Here is a 13,857-nt window from a genome sequence, read left to right as displayed (position 1 = left end):
GGGATCTCATGAATTTATACTCTCCTTACATCGAGTTTAACCGCAAGGAATGGGCTGAACTTAAAGAACATCAGACCACTCTTCCACTGACGGAAGCCGAATTAGAACAGTTAAAGGGATTGAATGAAGAGGTATCGATTCAAGAAGTCGAAGATATATATTTGCCTCTTACCCACTTTATTGACCTATATGCAAGAGTTTCACGAGAGCTGAATCGACTGACGGCCTCCTTTATGAAAAAAGAAGCTCTCCCCACCCCCTACATCATTGGAATCGGGGGAAGTGTTGCCGTGGGCAAAAGTACAGCGGCCCGCTTGCTACAGGCACTGCTCGCCAGAGGCAAGAACAGCCCGAAGGTTGACCTTGTCACAACCGACGGTTTCTTATATCCCAATGCGGTGCTGCAAGAGAAGGGCATCATGAACCGTAAGGGATTCCCGGAAAGCTATGATATCAAATCCCTGATTCAGTTCATGGGCGATGTAAAATCAGGCAAACCCGAAGTGAAAGCACCCGTATACTCTCACCTCGCCTACGATGTCATTCAAGGGGAAGAGAAGCAGATCTGTCAACCGGATATTCTCATCATTGAAGGCATCAATGTACTTCAGATCAAAAAGGAAACACCTTTGCTGGTTAGTGATTTCTTCGATTTTTCCATCTACATAGATGCAGAAGAAGAGCATATACGACACTGGTACGTTGAGCGTTTCAAGCTGCTCCGCAATACAGCGTTCCAGAACACGGATTCCTTTTTCCATCAACGATTCGCCAATATCGATGAAGAGGAAACCGTGCGTACGGCCAACCAGATCTGGCAGGATATCAATGCCAAAAACCTGCATGAAAACATTTTGCCAACCAAAGGGCGTGCCAGACTGATTCTGAAAAAGGAAGCCGATCACTCCATTGGACAGATTCAATTGCGCAAACTGTAGACAACACTCGTGCAGTACACTCTTATGTTATATCTAATTACCCTTAAAAGGAGAGAAAAACACATTGCAAACCCTGATTATACTCGGCAGTATTATGATGTTCCTGGCTGTTGCTTTGGGTGCTTTTGGCGCACACGCGCTCAAGCGCAAACTATCCGCTGACATGATCAAAATCTATGAAACCGGTGTTCAATATCACCTCATCCATGGACTTGGCATCATCCTGATCGGACTGCTGGCAGACCGTCTTGAATCCTCTTCACTTGTCATGCTTGCCGGGTGGCTGATGTTCGCCGGAATCATCCTGTTCTCTGGGAGCCTGTACGTTTTAAGTGTAACGGGGGTTCGCAAATTGGGAGCCATTACCCCACTTGGCGGAGTCGCATTTTTGGCTGGATGGGTTATGATCATGATTGCCGCATTGTAAATATGCCCCGTGGATAAACGAAAAGAGTGTTCTGGCTGATGTAATATCGCTGGAGCACTCTTTTGCTGTTTAATCTGTCCAGATTCTGCGAATGGTGGATAGCCCTGCATCTGGCCGTTGTCGCTCCAGCACATACACATCCGGGTTAGAAAGTTTCGACCACTCTTCATAGCCAAAGGATGGTTCATACTCACGAATAAGCAGTGATAACAAGTTCCCATGTGTAACCACGGCCCCGTGCTGTTCCGGTCTGCTCCACAACTCTTCCAGAAGTGCCAACCCCCTTGCAGCCGCGTTTCTCGAAGATTCCCCGCCCTCTTCCACCCAATCCACATCATCGTATGTACGTTTCAGTACATCCATCCAGTTTGGCAGATCAAGAGAGCTAAGTATCCTCTCCTGGAGACGTTCATCCGTATGTATATGTTGCAGCATTGCTATGCCCAGTGGCATAGCCGTCTGAACGGCCCTTTTCCATGGACTGGAGACAATATACGTTATGGAATGATGAGCCAGGATATCTGCAAGTTTTTCGGCCTGCCTGATCCCTTCATCTGTAAGCTCTGCATGGGGTTCTTGCCCTGTGGCCTTGGCGTGACGGATAAGATAAATGGACTGCATAGCTATCACCTCCTATGGTGTAACCTACTTGGAGTTCATCTCAAGATATTGAAGTGCACTGTACATCTTCTCCTGCTCTTCCGGTCGGCCTGATGAACTGAGGAAAGTGACCTGTTCCCCTGTTCTGTCTCCATGTTGAGCCACCAGTCCAAGCCGCTGCTTCAGATGGTTCACCGTACCTGTACTGCCATCAATAATCTGTATATGATCGGGCAGAACCGTGCGCAGAATGGACGTATAGTAAGGATAATGCGTGCAACCAAGCACCACTGTGCCATACATATGAAGATCGAGATCTGCCAGCTTGAACCGGAAATAATCAGCGATTTTGCCCGGATCAAAATCCAGCTGTTCACACCACTCCACTAGTTCCGGCAGCGCAATGGAATCCACACTGTGGTGATCATCAACACGCGATACCAGTTCGTTATACTTGGTTTGGCTCAAGGTGAGGGCCGTGGCAAATACAAGCACTCTCTTACCACTATCACGATTCATCTCCACGGCTGGTTTCACCGCAGGCTCCATGCCAATGATCGGGATATCGTACTTGGCGCGCAGATCCTTCACAGCCAGACTTGTTGCTGTATTACAAGCAATCACGATTGCCTGGACATCCTCCTGAACGATGGCTTCCACACAATCAAAAATATGTCCTCTAACCTCATCCGCAGACTTGGTTCCATACGGGACATGTAAAGTATCCGCATAATACAGAAATTTTTCTTCCGGAAACTGTTGTAATGCCTGATGCAAAACGGTCAAACCACCGATGCCTGAATCAAAAAAAGCAATTTTTTTAGTCAAGGATTTCACCTCTATAATGTATTCTTTCGGGTTCCAAGAACCTCTCAATGCTGCTCATGCTGACTGGAGGTGAGGTTTGTACTTCCGGCTCATCACACACTATGGATGATGAACCATTATTCTATGTTCATTTTATACTGCCTGAGCCAGTCCTTGCCACTATGCCACCCCTCTACGGGGTTATGCTCTCCAAGCAGTTCAGTACTGGCCTGAGCCATGATCCATTCCTTGAGACCGTTATCCGGACTGGATTCGAGCTGCTGTAACAGGAGAAACAGTCCCGCCTCACCCGTACTCAGGATGTCCTCGTAAGCCTCCCGGTTACCAGCAATATAATCATTGGGATTACTGCTGGTCAGGAGGACAGGGTCGCTAACCATCTGCTGCAACTTGCTTTCAATGGTTGCTGATAATGCTTGGTCTTCTGTCCGAGTCGAACATGCTACTACCATCAATGCTGTGCATACGGATAACAAACCCAGAATCAGTCTTCTGCGATTCACTGTAACACTCCTTTCAACAACGAGTTAACGCAATATGCAGCTTTCATGCTCAAGCCCTCGGCCAACTACAGAACAAGTTCCCATTGTTCTTCGGTAAGCTCCTGACCAGACAACTTCTGCTTGCGGACTTCCTTCACTTCAAAGCCCACAGATTGATATAATCTACGCGCGCCGATCAAAGACTCATTGGTCCACAGGATCACGGATGTGTAGCCTTTTTCTTTTGCAAAAAGAACTGCCTGTTCGATAAGCTTCCTGCCCCATCCTGCACCACGTGCTTCCGGTTCGATCAGAAACCAGCGCAGTTGAGCCGTATTTTCATTCACCTGAGTAAGACCTATGGAGCCGGAAGCTGACTGATTCAACTCAACGATCCACAACATCTCCCTCAAGTGATTACCCGTCAGTCCAAACGAATTCACCGCATTCGTGATAAATTCAGCAAAGCTATGATCATAATTATACTCGTTTCGATAGATTCGGATATGCGCTTCAATGACATACTGCAGATCCTTTTGTACGAAAGTGCGGATCATCAGACATCACAGCCTTTCCTCAACTCCACAGTTGTGATACTGAAATCCACACCGAACTGAATTAATCCCAGTTTATGGGCAACTTGCTGTGAAGCGAGATTATCCCAAGATGTACTATAGATTGGCATGCGTCCACGCTCCTTGACATAATACTGCCAGCATTTTACCGTCTCTGCTGCATATCCATGTCCTCTATAACCGGGTGCCGTATATAGACTCGCTTCCGCCCCATAATCGGAGAGCCTTGCGGAGCAGCACACTGCCACAGCAGATTGACCAATAACATAAGCGGCAACAGGCCATTTTTCATGCAAGTGATCTGTTAATTCAGGGAAATGCTCTGCCAGCAAATAACGCTGCTCCTCACCAATCAACTGAACCTTCTGATTCCACTCGTGAGATAACTCAGGAAAAGCATAGGCAGGTCCCATCCACACACGGTTAACTGGCTCAAAGGTTTCCACCTTGCGAATCAGTTTTGGAATATCCAACGGAAGCTCGAAATCCTTACCCAACTCATTCATTAGATCCGGCGGTAACTGCTCATGATAATAGATCAGTGAACCGGCAGAAGTCATGCCAATAAAAATGGCTGGAGCCTGCCCACCACCCGGCTCGTTAATGCTTAATAGACGCTGCTGCTCATTGATTGTATACAACGTGCTCACCTGTATTTTCAACATTTCCATAGACGACAGGTTGGATTTTGGAACCATAATTATGAAGTTAACCTTTGCAATAATCGTTTGCCTACACTGCCTTTACCAGCTTCCTGCTGCTCCAGAAATTCGGATAATTCACGTAAATCAGACGGGCGATATCCAGCCCCGCACCCGCAATTATGATAGGTATAACCATGACGATACAACATCATCACTTTGGTCCATTGTTTGGTATCATTTTGCTTGGGTGCCTGGAAATCCTGTCCCATGCTAACCATGGACGTGGCACATTGGGGGCATTTATATTCAAGTTGTGCCACCACCTCAGGGCTTAGGTCATGTCTGGAAACTTGTTTAAATGATTTGCGACAATTAAAACATGCATAGATGTCTTTATATGGTCCTGACATGGCATATCTGCACATCGTCTGCACCCCCTTAATAATTTCCATTATACGGGATTTCACACACACATACGAATGGATTTTGCATATTTGCGAAAATTACACCGATCCACTCATTTACCTTGCATGGCAGCTTGTTTCCAAGCCTCACCAAGTTCCACAATCGTTACGTACCGCTGGGACCGATCAGCACTGACTGCACGTATCACAACCTGATACAATGCTTCTCCGGCATCCCATCTCTCATAGGAACGATCTTTCTCCCCGCCAAGCAAACCAAACCCCATTGCCCCCATGTTGAATACATTGGTAACCACATCTATGGGCGCGCCTAGCTCAAACTCTTCGGGAGACATAAAACGGGAAGATCCCCACATACGCCCCATGGTATTGGTAAAAGAGCCCTTCCGATACAAATCGATATCACAAATTTTCATAAAGTTTCTGTCAAAATCATAGATCAGACTGCCATCATACAGATCAACAGCCACATAACCTCTTCGTTCCACCTCGATATGAAAATCCAGAATCTGTTCCATCGCCCGAATGCGTGTCTCCACTGGAAGCTGTCTGAACCGATAATAGGGCGAACGCGGATCTTCATACTTGGCAGGAGGCGGAAAATACCAGTGGGAGTGCAGACACTCCCCATCCACCCAATCGAATACACAGGCATAACCCTCATCCGTTGCAAAATGATCCGTTAGTCGAATCAACGTGTCATGCGCCAAATCTTCGTAAACGGAAACAGATGATTTCAGATTACGAATGGCTTCCGGGGGACTTCCCGTATGATTCGCATGAATTGTATGTGCTCCCGCATACTTAACAAACAATCTCTTTCCATCCTTTTGCACAATACCGAAGGAGAGATTCCCTGAATCTTGCTGATCGAATACGCGAAAGACCGTACCCAAGGGCTGTAACCAATCGAAAGAATGAGACTCTTTTAAGACAAAGGAAACACCATCGATCTCAAGTTCAACATGATCTGTCATCGGACTCCTCCTGTGGTGATATCATCATCCAATCTTGAGGGCTCTGTATAAAAGTAATTCATATGCGCCTCATCATATCCCTGACCGCAGACTTCCAATGCGTTACGCTCGATTCCATAAACTTCAAATCCATATCGCTCATATAAACGTCGGGCTGATTCATTTGTTGTCACTACACTCAGATTAATCTGCTTGATACCTTCCAGATGTCTTCCCCGATCCAGCACCTCGCAGAGCAAGCGCGAAGCCAGCCCACTTCCCCGATATGGCGGAGCAACATAGACGCCCCAGATCATGCCTTTGTGCCTGAGTTTCAGGCCGTGTTCCCTTTTGAAACCCATCATTCCCGCCAAAGTTCCTTCTTCTGTATATGCGCCCAGAATATAATCATCCGGTTCATTATGTATACGTTCCTGCACTTCATTCATGGGGATCTGAACGGACAACTCGAACGAAGCCCCGAAGGCTTCAGGGTGTGTTTTCAGTGCTTCCAGTCGCAAAGTCCAGTAGATGTCTGCTTCATCCCGCTGAATATTGCGAATGATATATGTCTCTTGCTTTCGATCTTCGTTCATTCTTCGACCACTCCCTGCATTTCATAAGGATAATCGATCTGAAGTTTTACATTCGCTGCCGCTTCCTGTCCTGCAAGCAACCCAACAACATAAATCCCCAGATCAATGGACGTGGCTACTCCACCAGCCGTAATTACATTTCCATCTTTTACAATCCGCTTCTGAATCACCTCATCGACATACGACTGAAGCAAATCATATGCATAGGGATGTGTTGTTGCTTTTTTGCCGGATAAAAAACCAGCCGCACCCAGCAGCAGAGAGCCTGTGCACACGGAAACCTTCAAAGGCACAGACTCAGCCTGTTTCAGCCAACCTACGAAGGCCTCGTCATATCGAAGCTTACGCGTTCCCATACCTCCAGGGATAAACACGAGATCATATTCCGACAGGTCAGGCTTCACTCGATCCACTTTCAACGTTAGACCAGACTCATCCGTGACCTGATCTGTCATTGCACAGGTTTCCCACGTCGTTCCTTTGGTAGGTTCAAAGAAATTCAACCGATTGATCACATCATAAAACCCTGCAAAATCAAGGAAAGTCAGTCCATCAAACAAAACGAATGCAATTTTCATTGGTAACCTCCGCTTTTTAATTTGGAGCATCCTGATTATGTTTCTGATTCCGATCACGTTCCATTGCTTCCTTCACCCGGTCACGCGCTGGCAGCTTGCTATTGATATGAAAGAGCAGACCCACAATCGCAAGAAGTAAAATAATGACGATGAATTCGAATATGGCTAACCCCTCCCATTCGCAAACTGTACAATTTTGGCTCCTGCCTAATCTCTATTTTAAACCACGGGCGATAATCCGCTCCAGCCACTTCCACGGTAGCAGTGCTTTACCTATGATGAGCACACGCGAACCTTTTCCGAGCGCATATCGAAGTCTTGGTGCACGCATCTGCGCAATTCGGCCAATCAGATCTGCCACTTCCTGTGGATCAGGTGCCGTCTCGCTCGCATGTTTGGAATAACGAAGAACCGCATCCAGCTTATGCTTATATGGGGAGTTCTCGCTCCGGTGAATCTCACCCAAACCTTTATTCCAGATCGGCGTGCGATAAGCACCTGGTTCAACCAATACCACCCGAACGCCAAACGAAGACATCTCATGCCGCAGACTTTCCGTGAATCCCTCCACAGCGAATTTGGAGGCAGCATAGGGCGCATACCCTGGAAAACCGGACAACCCACTTACACTGGACAAGTTAATAATCAGCCCCTGCTTCTGTTCACGCATCACAGGCAGGACCGCACGTGTCACGGCGATTAATCCAAACAGATTCGTATCCATCTGGCGCCGCCAATCCTCCATTGACACTTCCTCAATGAACCCGCCAACCGCAAATCCTGCATTGTTCACCAGTATGTCGATTCGGCCACTATTAAGAAGTACGGACCCCACAGCTTTCTGCACGGATTCAGCATCGGTTACGTCCAGTTGCACATATTGCAAACGTTCGGATATCCCTGCCTGTTCAGCCAACCTCACCAATTCTTCTCTTCGACTCAGATCACGCATTGTAGCAACAACAAGATATCCCTGCTTGGCAAGGGTGATTGCCGTAAGCATACCAAAACCACTGGAGGTACCCGTAATTAAGGCCACCGGAGCGTTCGCTCTCTCCTTTGTCTTCTTCACTGCACCAAGACCCATGTTAATTCGTCCCTGCCCGTCCTTTGTTAAGTGTTCCTCTGCTGTCACGGTGTGTCCTTCTTTCCTCGGTAAATTACTTACTTCCGTTTCTACCTATACCGCACGGCCCCTGCTGCTTAATCCGCCACTCCGTTATCTTTTCTCTCCACCCTGCGCAGCTTCGTGATTCCCGGTTCGAACGTATACGGAACAAATCTGATCTCAGGTAAGGTGCATTCCAGACGCTCTCCCAGCTTCATCAGCTCACTCCGTACACCCGTCTCGACCTGCTCCAGCACTGCGCTCCCGCCAAGCCGAAGGGATACTTCCATTGTTCCGTCTCCTTGCTGCACCACACGATAATGTTCAATATCCGGCGAAGCCGCAATGACCGAACGGGTAACGAAATCCGGAAAGATCGGTACAGCCTCACCCGTATGTAGTTGTGTAAAATAAAGCGTGTCATCACAGCGGCCTTCAATCCGCTCAATGGCGGTAAACGGGGAACCACAGGCACATGGCAGCGCCGCCTCGGTCAGAATATCATTCAACCGATACCGGATGATCGGCTGTGATGTTCTGGAGAAGTCCGTAATAATGGGCACGAACCGTCGGGTAGCGGGATCAATGAACTCTTTTTCAATATACACGATGTCTTCATTCAAATGCAGTGTGCCGTAGCGACAGGTCGCACCCAGAAATCCTTCCGTACACTGATAGACTTGATGAACGGTCTGTCCGAAGACCTGCTCCAGCACCTTGCGATCCAGGGGGGCCAGCACCTCGGCAACCGAGATGATTTTATCCGGTACAGCGGTCAGATGGCCCGCCACATAGGCGTCCGCCAACAGACGCAGCATAGATGGAGGAGCTACCCATACGGTAGGTTGGTAGGTTTCCAGCCGATTCACCAAGGTCTCCACACGCTCCAGCAGATCAAAGTACTGAAACTGCAATTTGCCACGTTGCACCGATTCATACAGATTACTGTTGGCCCGCAGGAAAAACGCAATCTTGGCAGGTTTCCACAGTCCACCAGGCAGCAACTTAGCCAGCACCGTGCCCGTCCACGCATCCTGCTCCCGATCACTCACCAGAAATATCCCCCGGTTCCCTGACGTACCCGAGGACAGCCCAACGGTCACGCCTTGAATGGAAGGTTTGAAATCACGTGTTTCTTCACTTTCGCCTGCTAGAGCCAGCGCTTCGTCCTTGGTAATGCCCACCGTGTTCAGTGTATCGAAATGTTCCATCATGATCGATTTGTCAATCAACGGAAATCTTCTCCAGTCGGATGCGTTCACGCCGTCCCACCACTTCCGGTAAAAGGGGGATCGGGCACGGATCTGATGGACATGCCGAATAATCCGGCGCTCTTGCCAGCGCTCCAGTTGTTCTCGCGTTTTCCATGTTCGCAGCCCACGTGCGAGTGCATAATGAACCACAATACGAAAGGTATTACTCATCGTGCTGGCCCTCCTTCACCCCAAGCGTCCAGTGCATCTCGACAATGACTCGGCACAATCCGAATGTGGGGAAACTGCTGATGCAGCTGAACCAGTCGGTCAAAGTTCCGTCCATACTGCTGTCGATCCGACATAATGATTCCAGCAAGAATGTTCGGTCTGCGCTGTTCACGAAAAGCCCGACTCGACCACACCGCGTCCGCGCACAGGAAATAGTCATGTTCTTCCGTACGAAAAAGTAGTCCCATCATGCCTTCTGCATGACCGGATACATCCACCCCCAGCAGACTGCCATCACCAAAGATGTCGTAGACCTCATCAAAAGGGAACTCTTTCCCCGCTCTCGTCCATCGCTCAGGCTGACACATAACAGGCCATGATCTGGCCATAAAATCCTCGGGCAACAACCCGGCAAGAAAACCTGCCTTTACAGCCGCAATTGGACCGAGTGAGCGCACAGCATCATAGGCTCTTGGCAGATAGACGAATTGTGCCTTCGGGAAATCTCGTACACCTGCGATATGATCGCCGTGAAAATGCGAGAGGATAATATACCGAATATCCGAAGCTTTCAGTCCAATTTGAGCCAAAAAATGAACGGCACTATTCTCTTCACGATAGACCACAGGTGTAATATGACGATACAGTGCGTTAGGCAGATGAGCCGTTTCCTCAAAAAAGCGGGAACTATATCCCGTATCCAGCAGGATCGGTCCATGTACGGGATGAATGATGCAGGCAAATCCTGCCGGGAAAGGCACCGGGCTCAACCGACCACCGCGCAACGTCAGAAACTCTGGATGTGTACAGTAACCCGCCGCACCCAAATATAGTTTCACCGGAGTTGTTGTCAGCATGATTCAGCCCTCCACCAGTCTGCAAATTTTTGCAATCCCTCTTCAATGGACACCCGAGGAATGTATCCCAATTGCTCCCGTGCATCCGTAATATCCAACGTCTGTGGGATGGATAAGGATCCGACTGTATACCGTGTCAACGCAGGTTCACCCAACGCAGGAATATAGCCATGAACTTGCTCCAGCAACGCTGCCACACCATATGCCATCCGATAAGGAATGTTTCGACGACGCAAGGGCATATCCAGCATACCAAACAGGCTGCTCACCAACTCACTGAACGCCCTTGGATCACCATTGGAGATATTGTAAGCTCTTCCGAGCGCTTCGTCAGAGGCATCGCGACACAATAATAGGGCATCCACCACATTATCCACACAGGTCAGATCGATTAAAGCCTGTCCACCACCGATCATGGGCACGCCCGATTTTGCGTTTGCTGCGACAATTCTGGGAAATAACGTCTGATCATACGGACCAAAGATCGCTCGCGGTCGAATCATGATCGACGGAAGTCCCTTCGCATGCCCCTCCATTACAACCTGCTCAGCGAGAAGCTTCGTGGCAGCATAATGATTGGCTGGTTTGGATGGCAACGGGTCATTCTCATGTACGTTATATCGCGGTATGTAGTTAAAATATATACTTGGAGTCGAGACATGTATGAATCGCTGCACCTCATTATGTAGGCAGCCATCAATGAGGTTTTGTGTCCCTTCTACATTGCTGCTGTAAAAGTCACGATATCTGCCCCATGGCGATGATAGTGCCGCACAGTGAAAGACCATATCCTGCCCCGTACATGCTTCGTTTACTGAAGCCTCATCCCGTATATCTCCATTCAGGAATCGGATTCCTGCCAACTCAAGTTCCGCCCCAACTTTGGGCTGTCGGCCCATGCCAGTTACTTCCCATCCCTCTTGTGCAAGCCGTATCGCGAGGTGCCTGCCCAGACATCCCGTAGCCCCTGTAACCAATACTCTATTCATTGTTGTTCACCGTTCCATTCTATGTCATGAGTCAAAGCTTCAGTCAGCGAGCAATTCTGCGATCTTGACAGACGCCATGCGGCTAGCACCACTGCAAATTGTTCAAATACAGGCTGGATATCCTGCCCTCCATAGACCACATCCCTGGCTCCACGCCACGCAGCTATCCATGCACGGAGTTTCCCTTTGCCAAAGATCTGCTGTACTCCACTTCCCAACATGGGAAGCATGAGCATGGCTTTGCTGTCCCGTGCGGGCGTGATCATTTTTCTTTCTTTGACCAACGTCTCCGGTTCAGTCAATGCACGCACCAAGTCATCTCCGGGGTGAAACAGATGAATCCCACTCGTTGCCCTCGGATTACACTCAATCGCGTACACTCGCCTGTCCTGACCTTCTATAAAATCAAACCCAATCTGTCCACTAAAACCCGTTGCCTGGGCAAATTGTCTCACCCACGCAAGAGCACCTTCATGTTCCACCTGTTCAAAAAAAACACTGGCTCCCACACTACCTGTACGATAGCGGCTGTCGTAAGTGGCATGCACAACCAGTTTCCCTTCATGCGCTATGCTGTATGTACATAACATCTGACCAGGAATGTAGGCTTGTGCAACCCAAGGTGAAATAGATGATAATTCCCCTTCTTCCGGTGGGTCGTTACGGATATGTCGACGCTTCTTTTCACTTACGTTTCCTTCCTGATCCGTCCCTGCCCTAGCCTCATCGTTCATGAGTGTTGGCATGCGAACTTTGGCTGCGAAGCGGGAATACACCGGTTTCCACACCCAATCTCCTACTTTTTCTAGAACAGACTGGGCTTCCATCCATTCCTGCCGACTGTGGATCAGACGTGTATCCGGAACCGAAAGACCGAGTGACCCTGCAAGCTGGATAAAATCATATTTATGGTGCAGCACATGCAGCTGCTCCAGAGTCGTAACCAGAACACGGCAAAATGCACGCAGTCTGTCTGCCCCTTGAGCAACATAGAATACTTCTTCACACATCGGAATCAACAGGTCGATCTGCCAATCCTGAACCAACCGTTCCAGCTCCGCCAGATACGCACGTGTGTCATGACGTGGCGACGGGACCACAGCGCACTGTTCCACTGCACTGGATAATCTGGTCAGATGCCGTGCAGCACTCTCCGCAACATAAACCCGATGGCCTGCCCGATGAAGCATGCGTGCCAGATCAAGCGTTACGGGAGCCCTTCCGCCTGTAAGCAGCACACGGAGAGAAGCAGCTGTACGATGTCTGGTTTCCCCAGATCTAGTAGTCAAAAATGAGTCCTCCCAATGATAATCCGGCAGCCGTGCCAATCATCAACACCCGATCTCCACGCTGAATACGCTGTTGTCTAATCGCTTCATGCAGACCCATTGGGATCGATGCCGCAATTGTATTGCCGTGATTTCGTGTGATGTCCATAAACCGATCTTCAGGAATGCCAAGCTTCTTGCGAATCAGTCTCATCGCCATGGCACTTCCCTGATGAGGAATAACCAATTGGAAATCCTCCATCCTATTCCCGGTCGCCTGCAACATACCATCAATGAATCCGGGCAAAAGTCTGGAAGCCATGCGGAAGATGGCCTGTCCATCCATATGAAATAGATAGGGTTCCGGCTGATCTGCCTTATAATTCGAAGCATGCAGCCGTGTACCTCCACCTGCAATCTCCGAGAAGCGAGCACCTCGGCTGTAGGTTTGAAGGGAAGCATGTACAATCTGTGAGAATGACCCTTCAGGCGAACGCTCAATAATAACGGCGGCCGCTCCATCTCCGAACAGGGCCGCACTTTCTTTATCAGACCAATTCAATCCGGCGGAGGCAATCTCGGTGGCTACGAGCAGTACTCGCTGGTAACGTCCGGCATCTACCATATAGGAGATCACATCCAGTCCGTTGAGGAAACTTAGGCAGGTTGCATCCATGTCAAAGGCAGGTACGCCCGAATCTTGCTGCCCCATGGCCTGCTGGATAAATACCGCCGTACTTGGCAACGGTTGTTCCTTCGTGCCACTGGTACACACCAGACAGTCGATATCACTGAATTGTAATCCTGCATCCGCCAGTGCAGCTTCGGCAGCTCTCGCGCCCATGAAAGAGGAGGTTTCTTCACCCGAAGCATAATGGCGTACACCTACGCCTGTGGCTTTGCTGACCCAGCCCGCAGGCACGTCCAAGCGGCGATCCAGTTCCTCATCGGTGACTTCCTGCTCAGGCAGGTACTTCCCTGTTCCTGCGATCCTTACTCTTCTAAGTTGCATTTCCCCAACCTCTTTCTGTTCATCTGACTGATTTAAATGAAATTTACACCTCACCTTGAATGGCGAAACGCCATCAAAATAGAAGCTTTGAAATATACAATAAAAGGGCAGATGCCTCTGCCCTCCCTGTTGTGTTTTATAATTTATACT

17 protein-coding genes are annotated in these 13,857 nt (G+C 48.9%); 2 read left to right on the top strand and 15 right to left on the bottom strand.

Translation table 11 applies throughout. The features are described 5' to 3' along the window. The first annotated feature begins 8 nt into the window (after nucleotides 1–8). Both coaA and NZ043_RS17890 read left to right on the top strand, forming a co-directional pair. Complete coding sequence (gene coaA, locus NZ043_RS17895) at nucleotides 9–938, top strand: type I pantothenate kinase (protein ID WP_062833405.1); 930 nt, start codon at nucleotides 9–11, stop codon at nucleotides 936–938. A 64-nt stretch (nucleotides 939–1,002) separates the two neighbouring features. After that, a complete protein-coding gene (locus NZ043_RS17890; protein ID WP_076252477.1) occupies nucleotides 1,003–1,365 on the top strand; it encodes a DUF423 domain-containing protein in 363 nt (120 codons plus the stop codon). A gap of 69 nt (nucleotides 1,366–1,434) precedes the next feature. Here the strand turns inward: NZ043_RS17890 and NZ043_RS17885 are convergent, their stop codons facing one another. The 15 genes from NZ043_RS17885 to NZ043_RS17815 all read right to left on the bottom strand — a co-directional run bounded on the left by NZ043_RS17885 (nucleotide 1,435) and on the right by NZ043_RS17815 (nucleotide 13,707). Continuing rightward, entirely contained in the window at nucleotides 1,435–1,986 is a 552-nt protein-coding gene (locus tag NZ043_RS17885; protein WP_339309020.1) for a histidine phosphatase family protein, read from the bottom strand. Nucleotides 1,987–2,010: 24 nt separating this feature from the next. Further along, on the bottom strand, nucleotides 2,011–2,793 hold the full coding sequence (gene murI / locus NZ043_RS17880) for a glutamate racemase (RefSeq protein WP_133384108.1): 783 nt from the start codon (nucleotides 2,791–2,793) through the stop codon (nucleotides 2,011–2,013). Between the two features lie 116 nt (nucleotides 2,794–2,909). Then, the gene (locus NZ043_RS17875) at nucleotides 2,910–3,296 is read right to left on the bottom strand and encodes a hypothetical protein (protein WP_133384107.1); all 387 of its coding nucleotides are present in this window, start codon (nucleotides 3,294–3,296) and stop codon (nucleotides 2,910–2,912) included. A 65-nt stretch (nucleotides 3,297–3,361) separates the two neighbouring features. Further along, a complete protein-coding gene (locus tag NZ043_RS17870; RefSeq protein ID WP_249911292.1) occupies nucleotides 3,362–3,832 on the bottom strand; it encodes a GNAT family N-acetyltransferase in 471 nt (156 codons plus the stop codon). Beyond that, nucleotides 3,832–4,491: a GNAT family N-acetyltransferase gene (locus NZ043_RS17865; RefSeq protein ID WP_339309019.1), complete on the bottom strand. Its 660-nt coding sequence runs from the start codon at nucleotides 4,489–4,491 to the stop codon at nucleotides 3,832–3,834. Before NZ043_RS17865 ends, NZ043_RS17870 begins: the two co-directional genes overlap by 1 nt. Nucleotides 4,492–4,550: 59 nt before the next feature. After that, nucleotides 4,551–4,919, bottom strand: coding sequence for a hypothetical protein (locus NZ043_RS17860; RefSeq protein ID WP_339309018.1), 369 nt, complete (start codon nucleotides 4,917–4,919; stop codon nucleotides 4,551–4,553). Between the two features lie 92 nt (nucleotides 4,920–5,011). Continuing rightward, on the bottom strand, nucleotides 5,012–5,896 hold the full coding sequence (locus NZ043_RS17855) for a serine/threonine-protein kinase (RefSeq protein ID WP_339309017.1): 885 nt from the start codon (nucleotides 5,894–5,896) through the stop codon (nucleotides 5,012–5,014). Beyond that, entirely contained in the window at nucleotides 5,893–6,471 is a 579-nt protein-coding gene (locus tag NZ043_RS17850) for a GNAT family N-acetyltransferase (protein WP_339309016.1), read from the bottom strand. Before NZ043_RS17850 ends, NZ043_RS17855 begins: the two co-directional genes overlap by 4 nt. Further along, the gene (locus tag NZ043_RS17845) at nucleotides 6,468–7,049 is read right to left on the bottom strand and encodes a DJ-1/PfpI family protein (protein ID WP_339309015.1); all 582 of its coding nucleotides are present in this window, start codon (nucleotides 7,047–7,049) and stop codon (nucleotides 6,468–6,470) included. Before NZ043_RS17845 ends, NZ043_RS17850 begins: the two co-directional genes overlap by 4 nt. A gap of 214 nt (nucleotides 7,050–7,263) precedes the next feature. Continuing rightward, nucleotides 7,264–8,136, bottom strand: coding sequence for an SDR family oxidoreductase (locus tag NZ043_RS17840; protein WP_339312795.1), 873 nt, complete (start codon nucleotides 8,134–8,136; stop codon nucleotides 7,264–7,266). 116 nt (nucleotides 8,137–8,252) lie between these two features. Then, complete coding sequence (locus NZ043_RS17835) at nucleotides 8,253–9,581, bottom strand: F390 synthetase-related protein (RefSeq protein WP_339309014.1); 1,329 nt, start codon at nucleotides 9,579–9,581, stop codon at nucleotides 8,253–8,255. Beyond that, complete coding sequence (locus NZ043_RS17830; protein ID WP_339309013.1) at nucleotides 9,578–10,438, bottom strand: MBL fold metallo-hydrolase; 861 nt, start codon at nucleotides 10,436–10,438, stop codon at nucleotides 9,578–9,580. The genes NZ043_RS17835 and NZ043_RS17830 overlap by 4 nt, the downstream gene beginning before the upstream one ends. Further along, a complete protein-coding gene (locus NZ043_RS17825) occupies nucleotides 10,432–11,427 on the bottom strand; it encodes an NAD-dependent epimerase/dehydratase family protein (RefSeq protein WP_339309012.1) in 996 nt (331 codons plus the stop codon). The genes NZ043_RS17830 and NZ043_RS17825 overlap by 7 nt, the downstream gene beginning before the upstream one ends. Continuing rightward, nucleotides 11,424–12,716 (bottom strand): ATP-grasp domain-containing protein, encoded by a 1,293-nt coding sequence (locus NZ043_RS17820; RefSeq protein WP_339309011.1) that lies wholly within the window; start codon nucleotides 12,714–12,716, stop codon nucleotides 11,424–11,426. Before NZ043_RS17820 ends, NZ043_RS17825 begins: the two co-directional genes overlap by 4 nt. Continuing rightward, complete coding sequence (locus NZ043_RS17815) at nucleotides 12,706–13,707, bottom strand: beta-ketoacyl-ACP synthase III (RefSeq protein WP_339309010.1); 1,002 nt, start codon at nucleotides 13,705–13,707, stop codon at nucleotides 12,706–12,708. Before NZ043_RS17815 ends, NZ043_RS17820 begins: the two co-directional genes overlap by 11 nt. Nucleotides 13,708–13,857: the final 150 nt, after the last annotated feature.

Source organism: Paenibacillus sp. FSL k6-2145, from assembly GCF_037976585.1.
GTDB lineage: Bacteria > Bacillota > Bacilli > Paenibacillales > Paenibacillaceae > Paenibacillus.
Note: the sequence above shows the minus strand (reverse complement) of the source record. Positions and strands in the feature narration are given on the sequence as shown.

Excerpts from the sequence above, each read along its gene's own strand:
- coaA (WP_062833405.1), top strand. The coding sequence starts at position 9 with ATGAATTTATACTCTCCTTACATCGAGTTTAACCGCAAGGAATGGGCT.
- NZ043_RS17840 (WP_339312795.1), bottom strand. The coding sequence starts at position 8,136 with ATGGGTCTTGGTGCAGTGAAGAAGACAAAGGAGAGAGCGAACGCTCCG.
- NZ043_RS17835 (WP_339309014.1), bottom strand. The coding sequence starts at position 9,581 with ATGAGTAATACCTTTCGTATTGTGGTTCATTATGCACTCGCACGTGGG.
- NZ043_RS17860 (WP_339309018.1), bottom strand. The coding sequence starts at position 4,919 with ATGTGCAGATATGCCATGTCAGGACCATATAAAGACATCTATGCATGT.
- NZ043_RS17870 (WP_249911292.1), bottom strand. The coding sequence starts at position 3,832 with ATGATCCGCACTTTCGTACAAAAGGATCTGCAGTATGTCATTGAAGCG.
- NZ043_RS17845 (WP_339309015.1), bottom strand. The coding sequence starts at position 7,049 with ATGAAAATTGCATTCGTTTTGTTTGATGGACTGACTTTCCTTGATTTT.
- NZ043_RS17855 (WP_339309017.1), bottom strand. The coding sequence starts at position 5,896 with ATGACAGATCATGTTGAACTTGAGATCGATGGTGTTTCCTTTGTCTTA.
- NZ043_RS17830 (WP_339309013.1), bottom strand. The coding sequence starts at position 10,438 with ATGCTGACAACAACTCCGGTGAAACTATATTTGGGTGCGGCGGGTTAC.
- NZ043_RS17815 (WP_339309010.1), bottom strand. The coding sequence starts at position 13,707 with ATGCAACTTAGAAGAGTAAGGATCGCAGGAACAGGGAAGTACCTGCCT.
- NZ043_RS17825 (WP_339309012.1), bottom strand. The coding sequence starts at position 11,427 with ATGAATAGAGTATTGGTTACAGGGGCTACGGGATGTCTGGGCAGGCAC.
- NZ043_RS17885 (WP_339309020.1), bottom strand. The coding sequence starts at position 1,986 with ATGCAGTCCATTTATCTTATCCGTCACGCCAAGGCCACAGGGCAAGAA.
- NZ043_RS17850 (WP_339309016.1), bottom strand. The coding sequence starts at position 6,471 with ATGAACGAAGATCGAAAGCAAGAGACATATATCATTCGCAATATTCAG.